The organism is Nitrosomonas eutropha (genome assembly GCF_900116685.1).
GTDB lineage: Bacteria > Pseudomonadota > Gammaproteobacteria > Burkholderiales > Nitrosomonadaceae > Nitrosomonas > Nitrosomonas eutropha_A.
Genome location: NZ_FPBL01000004.1, coordinates 1 through 19,744, shown reverse-complemented (window position 1 = coordinate 19,744; position 19,744 = coordinate 1). Strand labels below are relative to the sequence as shown.

The following is a 19,744-nucleotide window of genomic DNA, read 5'->3' as shown; positions in this document are numbered from 1 at the left end:
GTTAATTTCCTTCTCTGATAGCGGATAACAGGGTCCGGAACTGGCCGCTGATAAATGTCAGTCCGGCGTCATAGCGCATGGCGTTATCCATAAACTGCATACGCTCGGTATCCATATCAACGGTATTGCCGTCTATGCTGGGTTGCTGCGGAACACGATACTGCTCCGGCACGGACGTAATCGATCTGAAATCGGACAAACCAATATGTCTTGATGAAGTCGTCGCCAGCGAATTTTGTACCTGCCTTGGCGACTGAACGTTTTGCATTGCCTTGGAAAAATCGAAATCTTTCGCCTTAAAACTTGGGGTATCCGCATTAGCAATATTTCCCGATAACAGCTCCTGCCGGGCCGCTCGTAACCCGAGTGCCTTCTGATTAAAGCCGAGCAGATTATCCAGTTTGTTGATCATGTTTTCCTCCTGCAAAGTAGTCATAATTATTATAAGCAGGAACCGTGCCAGACTGAATAAGCCATTATTTTCGGCCAATCAATCAAACTGATCCATGATCACCTTTTAGTTTCCAGGTTAGCCAGGGGATTGCGGCGATACCATGTTGAACAAGCGGCAAAAATTGCCGCCAACGGCAAAAGCTGCCCGCCCTGATCATCTATCCCGATAGCCAACCATACCGGACATGAACAAAAAACCCTTATTGATCATACTTGTATGCAGCCTTCTGCTCTCTACAACGGCAATCGCCAGCGGAAATTCACCTGGAGAAGCAATACTCAAGCTAGTCAATGATTTTGTACGCATGGAAACCCTTCACCTGCCCGGCAAGGTCATCATCAAGACAAACCAGCCAGATGCACGCCAGGCATTGCATCCGTGTAACCAGCTTCAGCCTTTTCTGCCACCAGGCGGACGCTTATGGGGAAAATTTTCAGTTGGCGTGCGTTGTCAGGATGAAGCTACCTGGACGCTTTATGTGCCGGTTGAAATCGAAGTGATTGCCAGTGCCATACACGCCGCACAGCCCATCAACATGGGCAAATTAGTGGATGCACAGGATATTGTGAGCAAGGAAGTCGATCTCGTGCGCATTCCTGCCGGGGCAGTCACGGATCCCGATCAGGCAATCGGCAAGGTCGCGGCAACCTTTCTTGCTTCCGGCCAGCCGATACGCACACACCAGCTACGCGCTCCACACGTCATCACACGTGGACAGAAAGTACGACTCACCGCAACCGGAGCAGGATTTGCCGTCAGCACAGAAGGCGAAGCACTCACCGCTGCTGCTGAAGGAGAAGTGGTACAAGTACGCAACCCTACCGGGCGGGTTATCAGTGGAATGGCACGGGAAGGAGGGATAGTAGAAATAAAATAACAGTGGCGACGATCAACGGTGAGAGCTGCCATCTCAACAATCAATGGGCAGCAAGAATCGTAAAGAACAAGCAGGGATCGCACCAAGCGTATAAGTAATATATAAATGTAATGGTGGTGTATCAGTTTTATCACTGTTGACAATGATCGACAGATTGGAGATCGTGTATATGACCCGTCAGGGTGGTAGATTCATGATTTGCGGCGGCAACGACGCCCTGCCAAACGAATTTGGCCAGACCTTGGGCACTGCCAGGCTGGTGGAATAACGAGAACAGTAAGGAAATTCAACTTAAAAAGGATTAAAGATGACCGGCCATTTTTTAGGCGTACCACTGCTATTCATAGGATTTATTCTGATTGTTAACGCCATATGGTTACAGGGCAAGGTGGACACCAAGGATGTTGGGATTTTCAACCTGCTGGTTGGAATTCTCGCCGCCATTGGCGCACTTTATTTTGGCCTGGTGCAGAACAACTTCCCACTGTCTGCCAGTGGTTTACTGTTCGCCATGACCTATCTGTGGGTCGGCATCAACGCGCTTCGTGGCGCTGAAGACCAGCGTGCCCTGGGGTATTACTGTCTGCTGGTTGCGTTCACGACCGTGCTTTATGCCATCAAGGCTTTTATAGATGGAGACCTGGGATGGGCCTTTGAATGGGTCACATACGGCATTCTCTGGTACCTGTTCTACCAGAAGATGACCAAGGACAACACTAAACTCATGGGGATGACTATCGTGATGACATACTTTGTCGGTATCGAAGTCGCGATAACTGGCTGGATTTATCTATACGGTTACTGGCCATTCGGCAACTGGTGGCCACTGCAGATCGCAGCTAGTTGATAAAGAAACTAAATAAATTTTTCCAGGTTACAGATAATATCTTCCATTTTTCTCGATATCGCACAAGGTCAGGAACATGAGTTTACTGGCTGTGTCGCCTACGGGAAGAACTTCAGTCAGGCCGTCACGGTTATCCTCACACAGCTGGATCAGTCCCAAAATTTGGTAATGGTCGACTGAGCAAGATTAATAAATACTGCTTTTTGACCAATCAGAGTACAGTACAAAAAACAGATCAACTTGCTTCTGGAGCTATACAACACAACCTCGATAAACCGAACACCTCCATCGCCATTTATCTTTCTGTATTAAAACAATTGTGATACCCACAATAAGTACACATTTGCCGAGTAAACAGAAATCTTTCAGGCGCTAATCAATAAAAGGTAAGGAACTAAATCTGAATGGATGCCATCCTGAATCTGCTAAGTGAATCGCAGACTATCGTGGTTATGATCTTTGTCACAACCACTGAGCTGCTTGGCATTGCGTCAGCCTGGCATGCGATAAACAAAGTTCGAACATCCCAGGCAGCTGTCGCGTGGGCGGTTGGGCTCGTCGCGATGCCGATTCTGGTGCTGCCGCTGTACTGGGTGTTCGGACAGAAACGGTTTGCAGGTTATCGAGACGCCATTCGGCAAGTGGGTGAACAGCATCAAGCCTCCGTCGAAGCGGTCCATCGTGAATTAATGACGGAAAGAAACATTGGCAGTGCAACAGACGAGTCGCCGTTGGACATTCTGGCAGACGTTCTTGATACACCGTTGAGCTATAACAACACTTTTCAATTACTGATTAATGGTGAGGCGTTTTTTAGCACGTTGCTTGAACAAATCCGCAGTGCAAGAAACTATATCTATATCGAATTTTATATTATCCGAGATGACGATATTGGCCGTGAGTTTGCGGAGGCTTTGTGCAAGCGTGCTCAAGCTGGAGTCACTGTACGTCTGCTGTACGACGAAATCGGCTGCGCGAAACTGACAAAAACATGGTTACGGCGGGTCCACGATGCCGGTGTGGACGTATTGGCTTTCAATACACGTCAGGGTTGGGCCAATCGTTTTCAGTTGAACTTTCGCAACCACCGTAAACTCGTCGTGATTGATGGACAGCGAGCGATCGTAGGTGGCCTGAATGTCGGTGATGAATATCTTGGTCGTATCTCCTGGGCTCCTCGCTGGCGGGACACAGCAATTCATGTTGACGGAGCAGTTGCCCGAAAAATTCAGGCCGTATTCGCCAGTGACTACTACTGGGCCACTCGACAAAATCTGCCAGAAGCTGTTTGGAGCACGACTGCCGAAGCACGAGTCATTTCGGGCGATCAGTATGGAATGGCAGCAGTGTGTGCGACCGGCCCGGCAGATGACCGTATGCGCGCTACCATGATGTTCGCCACCATTGCCAGCTGTGCTCGAAAGCGGCTGTGGATCAGTTCTCCGTACTTGGTTCCGGATGATTCCTGCATTACGGCGTTGTCAATGGCTCGGGCAAGAGGCATCGATGTGAGAATTCTGATTCCCGAAAAGGCTGACGCTTGGCTCGTGTTCCTTGCTGGTTTCTACTATGAACAACAACTCGAATCACTGGGTATTCCAGTGTACCGTTATTATTCCGAAGGGTTTATGCACCAGAAATGCGTTCTGGCGGATGACAATCTAGTACTGATCGGATCAACTAATCTGGACAATCGCTCTTTGCACCTAAATTTCGAATTGATGCTGGCAGTAGCAGACCCCGATCTTGTTCAGGAGGCAGCGCAAATGCTGGAACAAGATTTTGCGGTTTCCGACAATATGAATTCGAGCCATGGCCGACTGCGGCCATGGTACATTCGTGTCGGAACCATTGTCGCCAGATTGTTTAGTCCGGTATTGTAATTTCGGTTAGCGCTGATAATGCAAACAGTGCTGCCTGTTATGCCCGTATTTATATGGGGCGCTTTGGCATTAATTGCTATGTTATATGTGTTTAAAGCCCTAACAAATTACTGAAACAAGACATGTTCAATGGGTAAAGACAAATCTTCACAGGATCAGGTCTGATTTTCTAGAAACAATTGTTGCCCCAGTGTGGCGCGATCTGATGCCAAGGCAGGAATTTCTTTCAATTTAGCGATTTTTTCCAGCAACTGACTCATACCTCTGCGGTTAGCAATCTGGATGGATAAACCAGGGCGTGCATTGAGTTCCAGTACCAGCGGACCCAATTCCCGATCGAGCACAACGTCCACCCCCAGATAGCCCAATCCGACCAGTTCATGGCATTGCGCTGCTAATGTCAGCAATTTATGCCAGTGAGGAATTTCGAGTCCGCTGATGGCAACGCCGGTATCCGGGTGTTGTTCAATCGGATAATTTTGCCAGATAGCATAGGTGGTACGGCCGGTCATCATATCGATACCAGCACCCACTGCACCCTGGTGAAGATTGGCCTTGCCGTCCGACATACGGGTTGGTAGACGTACCATGGAGGCGACCGGAATTCCTCTGAAGACGATAGTGCGAATATCCGGCACGCCACGATAGGAAACTTCCTCAAACAGCGGATCAAACTTGACCCGGTATTCAATCAGTGCCTGATCGGGCTGACCACCCAGGCTGTACAAGCCGCTGAGTATATTGGAAATATGATATTCGATATCCTCCTCAGTCAGCAGGTCACCATTATTCTGCCGGTAACGATTGTTGAGACGCCCGGTAATAACGCAAATACCGCTGCCTCCCGAACCATGCGCCGGTTTGATCACGAAGTCTTCATGACCTTTAACGATCTCTGGAACACGGCTGACATCATATTGGATTTCAATCACGCCATACAGCTCGGGTACCGCAATACCGGAAGCTGCCGCCAGATATTTGGTCCGCAACTTGTCATCCACCAGCGGATAAAGCGAGCGCTTGTTATAACGCAGAATGAAATCAGCATTGCGCTGATTCATACCAACGACTCCGCTCTGCTTGAGCCTTTCCCAGATTCCAAACATGATATTACGGCTTGTTCCGCGCAAATGCACGGAAACGCCAGAGTTCCATCAGCCGGTAACCCGAGTAGCGCCCCAGCAGCAGGATTGTAGCCAACACCACCAGCAACAGTTCGGGAAAGGCAAAGAACATGTACTGGAATTCATTGATATTCATGGCCAGATAACCCATTATCGCCACCAACAGGCTACCTGACACCTGCTTGAATGCTTCAGCCGGCCCGGCTTCTTCCCAGGTCAGTGACATGCGTTCGATTGTCATCGTCATGATAACGATCGGGAACAAGGCCACGGATAACCCGGTTTCCAGCCCGAGCTTGTGCATCACTACGCTAACACCAGCGACCAGCAACACCACCATGGTCAGCACCGCTGCAAGGCGAGGCACCAGCAGCAGCTTCAACTGCTCAACATAGGCGCGCAGCAACAATCCGAGACCGACAATCAGGCAGAACAGAATCACGCCCCATAACAATTCTGTTTCGCGGAAAGCCAGTGCGATCAGGACCGGCATAAATGTGCCAAACGTCCGGATTCCGATGATATTGCGCATGAATACCACTACCAAAGCGCCCAGCGGTATCATCAACAACACTTTGTACACATTCTGAACATGCACAGGCAGCGAGTACAGTGAAAAGTCCATCAGATGGAAACCTCTTTCCGCCGAACGGGAGCCAGCAATATTGATGGTTTCCTGTAATGCACTGGCAACGGTATATTGAATGCTCAATTCTGTAGCGCCTTCAATTGAGAAAACCCGGTCATCGTCAATCTGCCACACAATGAAATTTGGCGGCAATCCTTCCTGTCCATCCTTGATATTCAGTGAACGCCACTGTTTGCCATCATAAACCTGCAGGAAATGCTCCAACTCCGAATATTCTTTGTTGTCCTGCAGGCGCAGACCACGAACGATACGGGAAGGAATACGGGCACCGGCCAGTATCCAGCTCAGATTCTTTGCCAGGTTACGTGTCCGGTTGATATGCTTCAACAGCAATTTCAGCTCCGGTATGGAAGCTACTGCATTCAGCTGTTCAATCACACGCTGCGAAAAAGAAACGGTATCAGCAGATTGCTGACGCGCCTTATCCAACAGTCCTTGAATCACCGGGGCCAGGTTTTCCGGATACTCCGGCGCCTTCGGATAAACCGGCGCTACATCCGGCTTTTGTACAGCATCCTCGTTTTCAAATAATACAACCCGATAAAACAGTAACTGCTTACCCTGTGCCCTTCGTTTGGCCCAGTGCGCAACGCGACCGGTATTATCCTGTTCGATTGCCAGCCCGTAATCCGCACTGACAAAATCCTCATCAAGAATGGAATAACCGGGAGGGTTAAGCGGTAGTGGCAAGGTTACCTTGATCGCGTTGTCAGATTTGGCGCGAAAGCTGATACGCGCTTCAATATCCCATACCTCTGCCTGTGCGGAAGCAGTTAAAGGCAGACCAATTACAGTAACCTTGTAATAGGCCAGTCCCAGCCCTATGGAACATAGTATGAAGGCCAGCAAGTACAGATGCAGTTTTCTCATTCAGGCTGCCTGGAATCAGTTGGTTCATCACTCTTTTTTTTCTTCTTGACGTGACCACACACCGCCTTGGTGAGATAGGCACGCGCGGGATCAACCAGTGCATAACCGGCCAGCGCCTTGCGTCCGAGCAATACCGGATAATTCAGGGCACGACGATCAATCAGATCAAACTCGGCTTCCCGGACCTCATCTGCCAGACAGATTTCCATAGAAATCACCGGGCGTTCTTGAGAAGGTCCATCGTGCTGTTTGATTTTAAGCATCCGGGTCAGTGGGCGCTCAATCTCGACAGAGCGTTTCCCGGAACCCTTCCTGAAATCAAAGGTAAATTTAACCCATGGCTTGCCATTTTTTCTGAATACCTCAATATCGCGAGCGCTCATGGAAGAAGTATTAGCGCCGGTATCGACTCGTGCAGGCATCTTGATTCCCCAAGGTTCCAGGCGAATAAACTCAACCCAGCCAAGAATTTTCAGGGAATCCGGGGGGGCGGCAGATTTTTCCGCCCAGGCGGTACCATAAAGCAACAGCAGTAAAACTGCAGACAGAATGTACAGGATCTGTCTGATTAAACGAATAGTCATCAGGTTTTCTGAATTTTTGTAATAGTTAAAGAATCACTCTCGGTAATCGGATAATTCCGGCAGATAAAATTAACGTGCGCTGTCAGTCTCTGGATGAGCGGGTGAAGGGAATCGAACCCTCGTCGTAGGCTTGGGAAGCCTCTGCTCTACCATTGAGCTACACCCGCATGCTAGAATGGATTGCTTGGTTTAAAGTCTACCTTACCTTGGGTACTTTTTAAATATTATGCAACTCATAATCAACGGACAGCAACAAAGTTATGATGGCCCGCTGAATATACAGCAACTGGTTGAATACCTGTCGCTGCAGAACAAGCGCATAGCCATTGAACGCAACGGTGAAATCATCCCCCGCAGCAGCTTTCCTGAACAAATCCTCAATGATGGGGATCAACTGGAAATTATTGTGGCAGTTGGTGGAGGCTGATTATTAGAATTTGCTTTGATCCTGTCCCCAACTGATACAAAACAACCACTGACACACTTATGGACACGCTCGTCATTGCTGGTAAAAATTATACTTCCCGTTTACTGCTGGGAACGGGAAAATACAAGGATTTCACCGAAACTCGTGCTGCAGTTGATGCCAGTGGCACACAAATTATTACCGTAGCCATACGTCGTACCAATATCGGGCAGAATCCCGATGAACCCAATCTGCTGGATGTACTGCCCCCCTCACAATTTACGCTCCTGCCTAATACTGCTGGCTGTTACACGGCAGCAGACGCTGTTCGCACGCTGCGCCTGGCGCGCGAGCTGCTTGATGGACATGCGTTAGTCAAACTGGAAGTGCTGGGCGATCAAAAAACGCTGTTTCCAGATGTGGTGGCAACGCTCGAAGCAGCCAGAATTCTAGTCAAGGATGGTTTCCAGGTCATGGTCTATACATCGGATGACCCCATCGTTGCCAGGCAACTGGAAGACATCGGCTGTGCCGCTATCATGCCGCTAGCTTCGTTGATTGGTTCTGGCATGGGCATCCTTAATCCCTGGAATTTGCAGATCATCATTGATAAGGCCAAAGTACCGGTTATCGTCGATGCCGGCGTCGGCACTGCATCGGATGCCGCCATTGCCATGGAGCTTGGCTGTGATGGTGTACTGATGAATACGGCTGTAGCCAGCGCCCGCAACCCGATACTGATGGCTTCAGCCATGCGCAAAGCGGTTGAAGCAGGACGTGAAGCCTGGTTGGCCGGGCGTATGCCGAAGAAAATTTATCAGGCCACGCCAAGCTCTCCGTCAGAAGGCATGATTACCGGATCGCCGCATTCTGCTACTAACAATTAAGCAGCAGCAACGCTTCTTCAGGAAATCTATTTTTGCCTTCCCACCCTCCTATTCGCAGCTATGTGCTCCGCCAGGGGTATTTTTCCCATGCACAGCGGCACGCCTACGAATCCCTGCTGCCGCGTTACGGCATTTCGTTCTCGGAAAATTCGATTGATCCCGATTCGATTTTTGGACGTACCGCACCAAAAATTCTGGAAATCGGATCAGGCATGGGGGAAACCACTGCCGAGATTGCTGCACAGCATCCGGAAAAAGATTTTGTGGCCATCGAAGTTCACGCGCCCGGAATTGGCAGCCTGCTCGATCGTATCGAGAAACGCAGCCTGACCAATCTGCGGATTATTCCGCATGATGCCAAACTGGTTCTGCAACACATGCTTACTGGTGAATCATTGGACGGGATCCACATTTTTTTCCCGGATCCATGGCCCAAGGCACGTCACCATAAGCGCCGCCTGATCCAGCCGGATTTTGTCGCACTGCTGTGTGACCGGCTGAAACCCGGTGGTTATCTGCATATCGCTACCGACTGGGAAGACTACGCCATTCATAGCCTGCAGGTCTTAAGCAGCGAGCAGCGGCTCATCAATACTGCCGCCACTGACTATGCCCCCCGCCCTGCATACCGGCCACTGACCAAATTCGAGCAACGTGGCATAAAGCTCGGCCACACCATCCGCGACCTGATATTCACCAGAACTGTTTAAACAATCCTTTTCGGAATATTTCCAAGGCAGTAAATACTTTTAGTGATACCCATATATTGTATTTATGTAACAGGTATACACTGTTTTTCATAACAACTTGTCAAGGGGATATATCATGAAACAGATCGCTACCATCATTTGTATTGCTGGCTTAGCCGGTTTATCGACATCAGTATTTTCATTTCCTGCTGCCGCCACGGCTGATACATCAGAATTTGACTGGAAAATACCAGCAAACAAAGGAAGTACAACAAATGTCCTCCCCATTTCCCAACATTCAAATCTTTCCCAATCAACGCATATTGCAGCCTCTGGAACAGAAGCTGACAACAAATCAGCTTCGCAATCGGCAATCCAAGGAAACGAAATGCAAGATGAGCGTATGGAATTTGAAGAGGAAGCCGCGCGTAGGGAATTTGGAGATGAATCCAATCGAGAAGATTTCAAAGAACAGGAAATACGTCGGGAATTTGGCGGACGAACAGAATTTGTAGAGCCTGTTCCCGAAGCAGAAGATCATGACCACTGACAAAGGCTATTAGCTGCCGGCCCGAATATAAATTTCTCGGGTAGGACAAATACTCCAATCCCTGTAATAACTGCCGTTGATATATCCTTTGAGACAGCCAAAGGAATATCCATGGATCTTGTACTTTTTCTCTACATTCTTCTTGCAATTATCGCCACTCTGCTGGTGATCGGGGTCATGATCTATAACAGCCTGGTGGATGTGAAACATACGGTTTCACAAGCATGGTCAAATATCGATGTTCTGCTGAAGCAGCGCCATGATGAGCTGCCCAAGCTGGTTGAAACCTGCAAGCGTTATATGCAATTTGAGCAGGAAACTCTCAGTCGGGTAATGGAAGCACGTACAAGCATTGCAAGTGCGCGTGAAGCAGGTAATCTGCCTGCTCTGGGTGCGGCGGAAGGAATGCTGAGAATGGGATTGGGTAATCTGTATGCCGTGGCGGAAGCTTATCCTGAACTCAGAGCCAGCGAGAAATTTCAGCATCTGCAAACCCGCATCACCAGCCTGGAAAATAGTATCGCCGATCGGCGTGAGTACTACAATGAAGCGGTTAAGAACAACAATATCCGCATCGAACAATTTCCCGAAATCATTATTGCTCACTGGTTCGGGTTTAAGGAACGGTTATTACTGGAATTTGCTGAAATCGATAAACAGGATCATGATCTGAACAAGCTGTTCAATTGATCTGACAATGCCGTGGAAGGCCTGTTATCCAATCTTTCGCCGGAAGAATATAGATTCATGCTGTTTTTCCTGGTACTGGCAGCGTTAATCAGTTTTTACTATTTTGCACGCGACTGGAAGCGCTGGCATCTGATCAAAGATACACCCACAGCATGTTTGCGTTCCGCACATCAGGGTTATATCGAACTGGAAGGCAAGGGAAAATCTCCGTCTAACCAGCCCATTTTTGCTCCGCTACCCAACCATCAATGTATCTGGTATCACAGTCTGGTCGAGCGCAAAGAGACCATACTGGAACAGAAACGCACCCGCACCGAATGGAAAATCCTGTATCAGCACACCAGCGACCAGTCGTTTATGCTGGATGATGGTACCGGTACCTGCCTGGTTAATCCGGAAGGGGCAGAAATCACCAGCAATGAGAAACTGATCTGGCACGGTAATACCGAATGGCCAACGCGAACCCGAGTGCTGGATAGCGCTTCAGCCATTGTCGCGCTGACCAGCCGTTACCGCTACAGTGAGCGATTGATCCTGCCCGGGCAACAATTGTATATCCTCGGCCATCTGCAAACGCGATCACCGGCAACCGAGCAATCGGTGCAGAATATTGCGCGTGATCTGCTCCGTGACTGGAAACAGGACAGACAGCAATTACTGGAACGCTTTGACAGCAATCGGGATGGCGAGATAGATCAGGCAGAATGGGAGATCGCGCGCGAGACTGCCCGATCATAAGCTCGCACCCTTCATCAACAGTTATTGCACGAACCGGAAATCCATCAGGTTTCCAGCCCGGAAGATGGCAGGCGCCCGTTTATCATATCGGTTCACCCGCAAACAGCGCTGATCCACAAATATCGCCGCCACGCGCTCTTCATGCTGACAGTCAGCCTGGGAATGATGAGCTGCGCTGTCTGGCTATTGCGGGTACATGGGTAGGTTAAACCGGTATTTTCTGACGGTATTTGATAAAAACTATAACTAGAACCACAACTGCACGCCGACCATAAAGCGAACCTGACTGGAATCACCCCCTTCTTCTCGTACAAGATCAGCCGTCTTGAAAAAACTGCGGTCGTATGAAATTCCGATATAAGGTGCGATTTCTCGCCTGATTTCATAACGCAGCCGCAACCCCAGTTCAATATTATTAAGCCCCCGGCCGGTGGTAAATTTCTCCACCTTTTGCACGGCTGCATGAGTCTCAAAACGTCCTTGCAAAATCAACCGTTGTGTCAGCAAAAAATCACGAGATGTCTGAAAGCGCACAGATACATCTCCAGCTTGGCTGATAAAAAGTGCGGATTCCACTTCGTAACGGTATGGAGCGAGCCCTTGAAATCCGATAACTGCATGCGCACGGGCTACGTTTCCTCCTCTGAAGGTTTGCGCTTCCCCGCGCACACCAACCTGGAAATCATAATATTTCCCGACAAATCTACTATACAGAAGCTGCATGTCGATGTCGTAATCCGCCTTGAAAGCCGTATTTCGTTCACCTTCACTTTTGAACCAAAGACGGTTGAAGTCTCCTCCGTACCAACCCTGTACATCCCAGCGGAAATCGCTGCCATCCTCTCCCGGGCGGTATTCAAGCACATCAGCACGCAGGAACGCATAGTTCTGCTCACTATGGGTCGGGTGATGGTACTCACCCTGGGATCGGAGCAGATGACTGGATAAGGTCTGTTTTTCTTTATCTGACAGCATTTCTGCACGCGCTGCCGGCAGGCTGCTGTCCGCACCTGAGAACAGGATCGCAACAATGCCAACCGTAAGTTGCAGAAAGAATTTCACGGTTCTGTTCCGGGAACTGCATCCAGGATCTCAACCACACGGAACATTCCCGTTTCCATATGCAAGAGCAAGTGACAATGAAAAGCCCAGGGGCCGGGTGCATCGGCAGTAATGGCAACGGAAACACGTTCGGCAGGTTTGACAAGAACCGTGTGCTTGCGTGGCAGATATGCGCCAGCACCATTTTCCAGATACATCCACGTACCATGCAGATGCATCGTATGCTCCATCATCGTATCGTTAACAAAAATCCAGCGCAGCCGCTCCCCATAGCGAAAGAGGATTGATTCTTTTGCATCAGAATATTTTTCGCCATCGAATGACCACATAAAGCGTTCCATATGGCCGGTCAGGTGAATTTCCAGTTCACGCTCCGGCTCGCGCTGGTCAGGATAGGGCTTGAGGCTCTTCAAGTCGGTGTAGACCAGCACCCGGCGGCCATCATTTCCCAACCCGATACCTGGTTCGTCCAAGCGGTCCTGTGTGAAATCTGGAATGGACTGGTTACCAGAACCATGATCGTCAGCACCATGCCTGACTGGTCTGGTATCAAGGTATGCGAGCTGATCATGCCCATCATGCTCTCCACGCATGTTCGGGTCGTGTTGTATTCCTGTTTTCGGCACATTTCTGGTTGTATGGCTAGGCGCGTGGTTGTCATGATCCATGCCGTTTATGTGCTGCATGCCCATATCTGCCATGGTGCGAAGCGGGCGGGGACGTTGCGGTGGAATTTCCGCAGTCATTCCAGGATGTGGAGCCAGGGTGCCGCGCGCGAAACCGCTGCGATCCAGTGTTTCTGCAAAGATCGTATAAGCGTGATCTTCTTTGGGTTCAACGATGACATCATAGGTTTCAGCCGGGCCAATGCGGAATTCATCCACTTCGACAGGCTGTATATTCTGGCCATCCGCTTGCACTACGGTCATCCCAAGTCCGGGGATACGGATGTCCTGAAAAGTCATCACCCCTACCTGAATAAAACGTAGCCGTATGCGTTCCCCAGGATGAAAAAGCCCTGTCCAGTTTGCTGCCGGAGTCAACCCATTCATGAGGTAGGTGTAGGCATGGCCGGTTACATCTGCCAGATCCGTTGGATCCATTCGCATCCGGGCCCACATCAAGTAATTATCCAGTGCTGGAAGCCAGCCATCCTGCATGACGTCCTGGATAAAATCACCCACTGTGCGTTTCTGAAAATTGAAGTAGCCGGGTCGCTTTTTGAGCTTTTCAATCATTGCATCCACTGAAGAAAAGCTCCAGTCCGAAAGCATAATCACATATTCGCGATCGTACTGGATCGGGTCCGGTTCAAGCGGATCAATAATCATCGGTGCATACACGCCTGCCTGCTCCTGGCCACCTGAATGACTGTGAAACCAGTACGTGCCGTACTGCCTGATTGTGAAGCGATAGGAAAAGGTTGTTCCCGGCTCAATACCCGGAAAACTGACACCAGGCACGCCATCCATTTCAGGTGGCAGGAGAATGCCGTGCCAATGTATTGAAGAGGTTTCGTCCAAGTGATTAGTTACATTCAGGGTAACATCCTGCCCTTCGTGCAAACGAAGTAAAGGCCCTGGAACGGTACCATTGATAGCCGTAGCGGTTGCGATGCGATTGTCGATACGAAATGGCGTTCTGGCGATAGTGAGATTAATTACATCTCCACTCAGCTGCGTAACGGGCGTAACAACACTTAAGGAATTAGATCGGACATAAGTCGGCAGCATCCAGTCCAGAGCAGTAAGTGTCCCCAGTGCACCTGATTTTTTCAGAAAGGCACGTCTTGAAATTGAATCCTTCATTCCGATTTGCCTTCCATTATTTCAAGTTCAGGAAGTTGTCGTTTGCCTGGATTCTGGTAGAAAAATCTCCAGCAAATCATTCAAAAATCGTTGTCCGTCAGCCGTCGGCCGGATGCAATCGTGCTGCCATTCAATCAACCCTCGTTGCTCGGCAGTGGTCAGTTGCTGCTGAATTGAGGCAACTGTCAAGCCAGTGCGAGTATGAAACAATCCGGGATCAAAACCGTCTGTCAATCGCAGTGCATTCATCATGAACTCAAAAATCCGGTCTTGCGGCCCAACTTCCTGTTCTGTGGCGAGCATATTTTCAAGACAGGCATTGCCGGATGCGGTCCCCTCCAGATAACGACGAGGATGCTTGTGGCGCATCTGCCGGATAATTTTTTCACGAAAGCTGATTTTGCTATGCGCCCCGGCCCCGATCCCCAGATAATCGCCATATTGCCAGTAGTTCATGTTATGCACACACATCCTCCCGGGCTGTGCAAATGCGGAAGTCTCGTAATGCTGGTAGCCTTTTTCTGCAAGCACACGCTCGACCATAATCTGCATATCAGCTGATGTATCATCATCTGGCAGTTTCGGTGGTTGGCGATAAAACAGAGTATTGGGTTCAAGCGTCAGGTGATAAGCAGAGATATGCGGCACGCCCCAGCCGCAAGCTGTTTCAATATCCTGCAATGCTTCATCCCAGGTCTGATCCGGCAGTGCATACATTAAATCCAGATTGATATTGCTGAAATGCTGTAGTGCTTGTTCAACCGCACGAGAAGCTTCGGCATCATCATGGATACGCCCCAATGCCTGCAAATGCTTGGGATTGAAACTTTGAATGCCGATGGACAGTCGATTAATGCCGGCAGATCGGAAATCTGCAAACTTTTGTGCTTCCAGCGTTCCCGGATTAGCTTCCAGTGTAATTTCAGTCTCGGGAGTAAAAGACAACAGCATACGCGCATACGAAAGAATCGCATCGATCGAGGCACCACTGAACAGGCTTGGGGTTCCGCCACCTAAAAATACACTGGTAACAGGCCGCCCCCAGATCTGTGGCAGTGACAGCTCCAGATCACGCTTGAGCGCTGCAACATATTCAACCTCCGGGAGCGGCGTGCTATCCGGATTGATTGCGTGCGAATTGAAGTCACAATAAGGGCATTTTCTGACGCACCAGGGCAGATGAATGTACAGCCCCAAAGGAGGAAGCTCAGCCAGATGAGGTGATTTTGAATCAGGCAGGGATAAAATCGGGATTGTTTTTTTCATGTCGATCGAATCGATCGCAAACACGTTATATCAACTAAACTGGTGTTTTTTCATTCTCCGCCAGTAGCCAATATTTGCACCAGCCTGGCAAGCGCCTTGCCACGATGACTGATCCGGTTTTTCTCTTCCATGGGAAGCTCGGCGGCAGTTTTACCCAGTTCGGGCAGAAAAAAATGGGGATCATAACCAAATCCACCCTGACCTCTCGGCTCAGCAGTGATTTCTCCATGCCAGGTATCCTCGATAATGACAGGTTGCGGATCTCTCCCATGACGCAGCAGGATAATCACACAGTAATAATAGGCTCGGTGATCGAATTGGCCATGCAGCGCTTCAACCAGTTTACGATTGTTACGTTCATCCGAGCGAGGTTCACCCGCATAACGAGCAGACAATACACCGGGCGCACCTTGCAAAGCATTAACACATATCCCGGAATCATCTGCCAGCGCGGGTAATCCGGTTGCCAAACTCGCATGCCGTGCTTTGGCCAGCGCATTTTCCACGAACGTCATATGAGGCTCATCCGCTTCAGTTACGCCGAGCGATGCTTGTGTAACCACTTCAACACCAAGAGGAGCCAGCAGTTTTCTGATTTCAGCAAGCTTCCCGGTATTATTGCTGGCGATAACAATCCTGTTCAGGGATGGCTGCATGGTGCAGTTACTTTTATTGTCAGGAAGCAGCGGTTTCAAGTGCTTTACGTTGCAGGTCAAACAGCTCTTGCAGCCCCTGTTGTGCCATATCAAGCATGACATCCAGTTCCTGACGACTGAAAACGACCTTCTCCGCAGTACCTTGAACTTCCACTAACCCCAGATTGCCGGTCATGACGATATTCAGATCAGTATCGCAACTGGAATCTTCCGCATAATCCAGATCCAGCAGGGGTTGGCCTTTCAGTATGCCAACTGAAACAGCGGCAACGTGATCCTGGATTGGATTTTTTGAAATCATTTTTTCTGCACGCAAATATCCAACTGCATCGCACAACGCAACAAATGCCCCGGTAATGCTGGCGGTACGAGTCCCTCCATCGGCCTGGATCACATCACAGTCAATCTGAATTGTGCGTTCGCCAAGTTCTTCCAGATCCAGTACAGAACGCAATGCTCTCCCGATCAGGCGCTGAATTTCCATGGTGCGTCCGGATTGCTTGCCTCTAGCCGCTTCACGCTGCATTCTTTCACCTGTAGAACGCGGCAACATGCCGTATTCTGCCGTCAACCAGCCCTGCCCGGCTCCCTTGAGAAAAGGTGGGATTTTTTCAATGACGCTGGCAGTACAAATGACCATGGTTTCGCCATATTCGATCAATACCGAACCCTCGGCATGCCGGATATAGCGGCGAGTTATTTTGACCGGGCGCATTTGTGCAGGCGTACGATGATTGTATCGTGGCATATCAATCACTTATTTTTCACACTGAAATAATGTAATTTCAGCATGCTATCGGATAATGTCATCAGACTGAAAAATGGTAGTCAGGTTTGGCGGGGGATCCCGCTGATACGGTCAGCACTTCGTAACCATTGTCGGTAACCAGTATCGTATGCTCCCATTGCGCAGACAGGCTGCGATCCTTGGTAATCACTGTCCATCCATCCGGAAGTTGCTTGATGGCGGCTTTTCCTGCATTGATCATGGGTTCGATTGTAAAAATCATGCCAGGTTTAAGTTCGATTCCCGTACCCGCACGGCCATAGTGCAATACTTGGGGATCTTCATGAAATTTTGCACCAATGCCATGCCCACAAAATTCTCTGACGATGCCGTAACCAGTTTTTTCTGCCAAACGCTGGATCGCGTGGCCAATATCTCCTAAATGCTTGCCCGGACGCACCTCCTCGATTCCACGCCACATTGCCTCATAGGTGAACTCGCATAACCGCCTGGCCTGAATGGGAGGCTCACCTGCGTAATACATACGGCTGGTATCACCATGGTAGCCTTCATAAATGACCGTTATGTCGAGATTGACAATATCTCCGTCCTTAAGCTTTTTATCTCCCGGCACACCGTGACAAACCTGGTGATTCACAGAGGTACAGATAGATTTCGGATAAGGACTGTAACCAGGCGGTGCGTAATTAAGGGGAGCCGGTATCGTTTTCTGTACATCGACCATATAATGATGGCAAAGCTTATCCAGCTCACTTGTCGTTACACCGGGTACCACATAGGGTTCGATATAATCCAGCACCTCTGATGCCAGTCGCCCGGCAATACGCATGGTTTCAATTTCCTGCGCTGTTTTAATATGAACTACCACACCCACTCCAACTTGCTCCGATAATCATGATAAATATTGAGGAAATCTGAAAAAAGCCGCAGATAAACAATTCATTGATTTTGCTGCTTGAGAAATACTATGACTATGCTGCCAGCTTTCATAAGCGATCACATTCGGTAACTTCAAGCTGTGTACCCGGGAACTGACGAATCAACTGCTGAATATTTTCAGTGATCTGTTTAGTTGGACTGCGAATTACAAACTCAAATTGTTCCAGAGTTTGTTCACTATCCAATACATGTTCCACACCCTTGTTTTTCATGTCTTCTGTCAACGCCACCGCATCGGAGTTATCCGTCAGGATTGCCAATGAAATTGCATTATGCCACGGGTTATCTGTATTTTCCTGAATATGCAAATGAGGAACCTCCAATTTTTCCAGTTGTTCGATCTGCTTCGCAGTCTCACGTGCGTTTCGTAATGGTGGAATATGCATCCAATGAATAGTAATTTCCCCTTGGGAAATCTCAGTGACAAGATCTTTCCCCGCTTCCCATTTAGAAATTTCCACTCTGGCCAATCTAGCAACAGGTTCTGGCAGGCTTCCCCATTTAAGACATGCAACCCTGGTTGGCAATAGCTCTATTTTTTCTGGATGAATCAATGACTTCTGTGCAGAGAAATTACTATTCGGCAGACTGTAAAAATAAAAAGCAGCACCTATATTTGCCAGCAATAAAATAAGAAAAAGTTTTTTCATCTTATATATTTATAAGTAAACAACAGCAGCGTTTACTGCAGTCAACAAATCTTGTTAGAATACATATATATTTGTCTCTTTTATCAGCAACTAACCTTTATAGCCTATAACGATCATGAAACTCATTGGAACTACTGTAGCAGCAATCGCACTCACATTTTCCAGCTTTGTATTTGCCGAATCCCCAGCTGCGGGCGATGTTGAGAAAGGCAAAGAAATTGCAGCCGGAATATGTGCAGGCTGTCACAATGCTGATGGTAACAGTACTATTCCTATTTACCCCGTTCTTGCGGGGCAAGAGCCGGGATATACTGCCAAGCAATTGCATGATTTCAAGGCAGCAGAAGGAAAAACTGCCGCACGTGACAATATGATTATGGCTCCCATGGTGGCAACATTAAGCGAGAGTGACATCGAAAACCTTGCTGCTTACTATTCACAACAAAAGCCACAGCCTGGAACAGTTGGTGACACTTCTCTGATAGAGGAAGGAAAAAAACTTTATCAGGGTGGAAATCTAGAAAACTTTATTCCTGCATGCTCCAGCTGCCATTCTCCCAATGGGCAAGGTATTCCACCGCATTATCCAAGAATAGATGGTCAGCATGCCGCCTATACTCTGTCCCAACTACAAGCATTTCGTCTGGGAACGCGCAATAATGATACGAACAGTGCCATGCAGATGATTGTTTCGCGCATGAGCGAGCAAGAGATGAAGGCGGTATCTGAGTACATCACCACACTAAGGTAACCTGAGTTCGGGATAAGGAAAGAGGAGGTGAGCGCCTGCCTTTTTGCGTAAGATTATGTTTCCACAAACAAATCAATCGCATCCGGGAGACGCTCATGGACAGTTTAACCGAACTTTTTTGCCTCATAGATGATTTTTGCCACTAGTTCGAGCCTGCTTTAGAGCGTCATCTTCTGGAAACAGGAGTAAAAAAGCGCAAACGCCGCAGCAAGTTGAGTTTATCGGAGTTAATGACCTTAACTGTTTTATTCCATCAATTGCGCTTTCGCCAGTTCAAGAGTTTTTACCTGGTTTATGTGTGCCGTCACTTGCAGGCTGAGTTTCCGAAGCTGCCAAGTTATCAACGCTGTGTGGAACTTCTGCCTCGTTGTGTAGCTCCTCTGACAGCCTTGTTCGAGATGCTCAAAGACCAATGTGACGGGATTTCCATCGCTGATGCTACTGCAATCGCCGTTTGCGATAACCGGCGCATTGCCCGCCATCGGATCTTCGCCGACAGCGCCAGACATGGCAAGACTTCGATGGGCTGGTTCTATGGATTCAAGCTCCACGCTATCATCAACTCCAAAGGTGAACTGATCCGTCTGCAACTTACTGCTGGTAATGTTGACGATCG

Annotated in this window: 22 protein-coding genes, 1 tRNA gene and 1 pseudogene; 12 read left to right on the top strand and 12 right to left on the bottom strand. The window is 48.9% G+C overall.

Features of this window, described 5'->3' with window-relative positions; translation table 11 throughout:
• Window position 1 precedes the first annotated feature (1 nt).
• The gene (gene flgB / locus BM331_RS05755; RefSeq protein WP_074928163.1) at window positions 2–412 is read right to left on the bottom strand and encodes a flagellar basal body rod protein FlgB; all 411 of its coding nucleotides are present in this window, start codon (window positions 410–412) and stop codon (window positions 2–4) included.
• Between the two features lie 226 nt (window positions 413–638).
• On the opposite strand from flgB, the gene flgA reads away from it, so the two are divergent.
• The 3 genes from flgA (at window position 639) to cls (ending at window position 4,061) form a co-directional block, all read left to right on the top strand.
• Entirely contained in the window at window positions 639–1,331 is a 693-nt protein-coding gene (gene flgA, locus BM331_RS05750; RefSeq protein ID WP_074927880.1) for a flagellar basal body P-ring formation chaperone FlgA, read from the top strand.
• Between the two features lie 307 nt (window positions 1,332–1,638).
• A complete protein-coding gene (locus tag BM331_RS05745) occupies window positions 1,639–2,178 on the top strand; it encodes an AmiS/UreI family transporter (protein ID WP_074927878.1) in 540 nt (179 codons plus the stop codon).
• 404 nt (window positions 2,179–2,582) lie between these two features.
• Window positions 2,583–4,061 carry a cardiolipin synthase gene (gene cls / locus BM331_RS05740; protein ID WP_074927877.1) on the top strand — a complete coding sequence of 493 codons (1,479 nt, stop codon included), beginning with the start codon at window positions 2,583–2,585 and terminating at the stop codon, window positions 4,059–4,061.
• Window positions 4,062–4,216: 155 nt separating this feature from the next.
• On the opposite strand, the gene BM331_RS05735 is transcribed toward cls, so the two are convergent.
• The 4 genes from BM331_RS05735 to BM331_RS05720 all read right to left on the bottom strand — a co-directional run bounded on the left by BM331_RS05735 (window position 4,217) and on the right by BM331_RS05720 (window position 7,455).
• A complete protein-coding gene (locus tag BM331_RS05735; RefSeq protein ID WP_074927875.1) occupies window positions 4,217–5,167 on the bottom strand; it encodes an alpha-L-glutamate ligase-like protein in 951 nt (316 codons plus the stop codon).
• 4 nt (window positions 5,168–5,171) lie between these two features.
• Window positions 5,172–6,704 carry an inactive transglutaminase family protein gene (locus tag BM331_RS05730; RefSeq protein WP_074927874.1) on the bottom strand — a complete coding sequence of 511 codons (1,533 nt, stop codon included), beginning with the start codon at window positions 6,702–6,704 and terminating at the stop codon, window positions 5,172–5,174.
• Window positions 6,701–7,288: an ATP-dependent zinc protease family protein gene (locus BM331_RS05725; RefSeq protein WP_074927872.1), complete on the bottom strand. Its 588-nt coding sequence runs from the start codon at window positions 7,286–7,288 to the stop codon at window positions 6,701–6,703. Before BM331_RS05725 ends, BM331_RS05730 begins: the two co-directional genes overlap by 4 nt.
• 96 nt (window positions 7,289–7,384) lie before the next feature.
• A tRNA-Gly gene (locus BM331_RS05720) sits at window positions 7,385–7,455 on the bottom strand.
• Window positions 7,456–7,514: 59 nt separating this feature from the next.
• Between BM331_RS05720 and thiS the strand changes: the two genes are divergently transcribed.
• The 7 genes from thiS to BM331_RS11610 all read left to right on the top strand — a co-directional run bounded on the left by thiS (window position 7,515) and on the right by BM331_RS11610 (window position 11,452).
• On the top strand, window positions 7,515–7,715 hold the full coding sequence (thiS, locus tag BM331_RS05715; RefSeq protein ID WP_074927871.1) for a sulfur carrier protein ThiS: 201 nt from the start codon (window positions 7,515–7,517) through the stop codon (window positions 7,713–7,715).
• Window positions 7,716–7,774: 59 nt separating this feature from the next.
• A complete protein-coding gene (locus tag BM331_RS05710; protein WP_074927869.1) occupies window positions 7,775–8,581 on the top strand; it encodes a thiazole synthase in 807 nt (268 codons plus the stop codon).
• A 32-nt stretch (window positions 8,582–8,613) separates the two neighbouring features.
• Complete coding sequence (gene trmB / locus BM331_RS05705) at window positions 8,614–9,291, top strand: tRNA (guanosine(46)-N7)-methyltransferase TrmB (protein WP_074927868.1); 678 nt, start codon at window positions 8,614–8,616, stop codon at window positions 9,289–9,291.
• Between the two features lie 115 nt (window positions 9,292–9,406).
• Window positions 9,407–9,820 carry a hypothetical protein gene (locus BM331_RS05700; protein WP_074927866.1) on the top strand — a complete coding sequence of 138 codons (414 nt, stop codon included), beginning with the start codon at window positions 9,407–9,409 and terminating at the stop codon, window positions 9,818–9,820.
• A 111-nt stretch (window positions 9,821–9,931) separates the two neighbouring features.
• A complete protein-coding gene (locus BM331_RS05695; RefSeq protein WP_074927865.1) occupies window positions 9,932–10,510 on the top strand; it encodes a LemA family protein in 579 nt (192 codons plus the stop codon).
• Between the two features lie 57 nt (window positions 10,511–10,567).
• Window positions 10,568–11,248, top strand: a complete 681-nt coding sequence (locus tag BM331_RS05690; protein ID WP_143100932.1) for a GIDE domain-containing protein — start codon at window positions 10,568–10,570, stop codon at window positions 11,246–11,248.
• Between the two features lie 24 nt (window positions 11,249–11,272).
• On the top strand, window positions 11,273–11,452 hold the full coding sequence (locus tag BM331_RS11610; protein ID WP_143100931.1) for a hypothetical protein: 180 nt from the start codon (window positions 11,273–11,275) through the stop codon (window positions 11,450–11,452).
• A 42-nt stretch (window positions 11,453–11,494) separates the two neighbouring features.
• Here BM331_RS11610 and BM331_RS05685 read toward each other — a convergent pair whose 3' ends face one another.
• The 7 genes from BM331_RS05685 to BM331_RS05655 all read right to left on the bottom strand — a co-directional run bounded on the left by BM331_RS05685 (window position 11,495) and on the right by BM331_RS05655 (window position 18,377).
• Complete coding sequence (locus BM331_RS05685; protein WP_074927863.1) at window positions 11,495–12,310, bottom strand: copper resistance protein B; 816 nt, start codon at window positions 12,308–12,310, stop codon at window positions 11,495–11,497.
• Window positions 12,307–14,118, bottom strand: coding sequence for a copper resistance system multicopper oxidase (locus tag BM331_RS05680; RefSeq protein ID WP_074927862.1), 1,812 nt, complete (start codon window positions 14,116–14,118; stop codon window positions 12,307–12,309). Before BM331_RS05680 ends, BM331_RS05685 begins: the two co-directional genes overlap by 4 nt.
• A 27-nt stretch (window positions 14,119–14,145) precedes the next feature.
• Window positions 14,146–15,384, bottom strand: coding sequence for a radical SAM family heme chaperone HemW (gene hemW / locus BM331_RS05675; RefSeq protein WP_074928162.1), 1,239 nt, complete (start codon window positions 15,382–15,384; stop codon window positions 14,146–14,148).
• Window positions 15,385–15,434: 50 nt separating this feature from the next.
• On the bottom strand, window positions 15,435–16,040 hold the full coding sequence (rdgB, locus tag BM331_RS05670) for an RdgB/HAM1 family non-canonical purine NTP pyrophosphatase (protein ID WP_074928160.1): 606 nt from the start codon (window positions 16,038–16,040) through the stop codon (window positions 15,435–15,437).
• 19 nt (window positions 16,041–16,059) lie between these two features.
• Complete coding sequence (rph, locus tag BM331_RS05665) at window positions 16,060–16,788, bottom strand: ribonuclease PH (protein WP_074928158.1); 729 nt, start codon at window positions 16,786–16,788, stop codon at window positions 16,060–16,062.
• A gap of 61 nt (window positions 16,789–16,849) precedes the next feature.
• Window positions 16,850–17,656, bottom strand: a complete 807-nt coding sequence (gene map, locus BM331_RS05660) for a type I methionyl aminopeptidase (protein ID WP_074928156.1) — start codon at window positions 17,654–17,656, stop codon at window positions 16,850–16,852.
• 118 nt (window positions 17,657–17,774) lie between these two features.
• Window positions 17,775–18,377: a hypothetical protein gene (locus BM331_RS05655; protein ID WP_074927860.1), complete on the bottom strand. Its 603-nt coding sequence runs from the start codon at window positions 18,375–18,377 to the stop codon at window positions 17,775–17,777.
• Window positions 18,378–18,492: 115 nt separating this feature from the next.
• On the opposite strand from BM331_RS05655, the gene BM331_RS05650 reads away from it, so the two are divergent.
• Window positions 18,493–19,128: a c-type cytochrome gene (locus BM331_RS05650; RefSeq protein ID WP_074927859.1), complete on the top strand. Its 636-nt coding sequence runs from the start codon at window positions 18,493–18,495 to the stop codon at window positions 19,126–19,128.
• A gap of 95 nt (window positions 19,129–19,223) precedes the next feature.
• Window positions 19,224–19,744 (top strand): annotated as a pseudogene (locus BM331_RS05645) (IS982 family transposase); the annotation flags it as partial.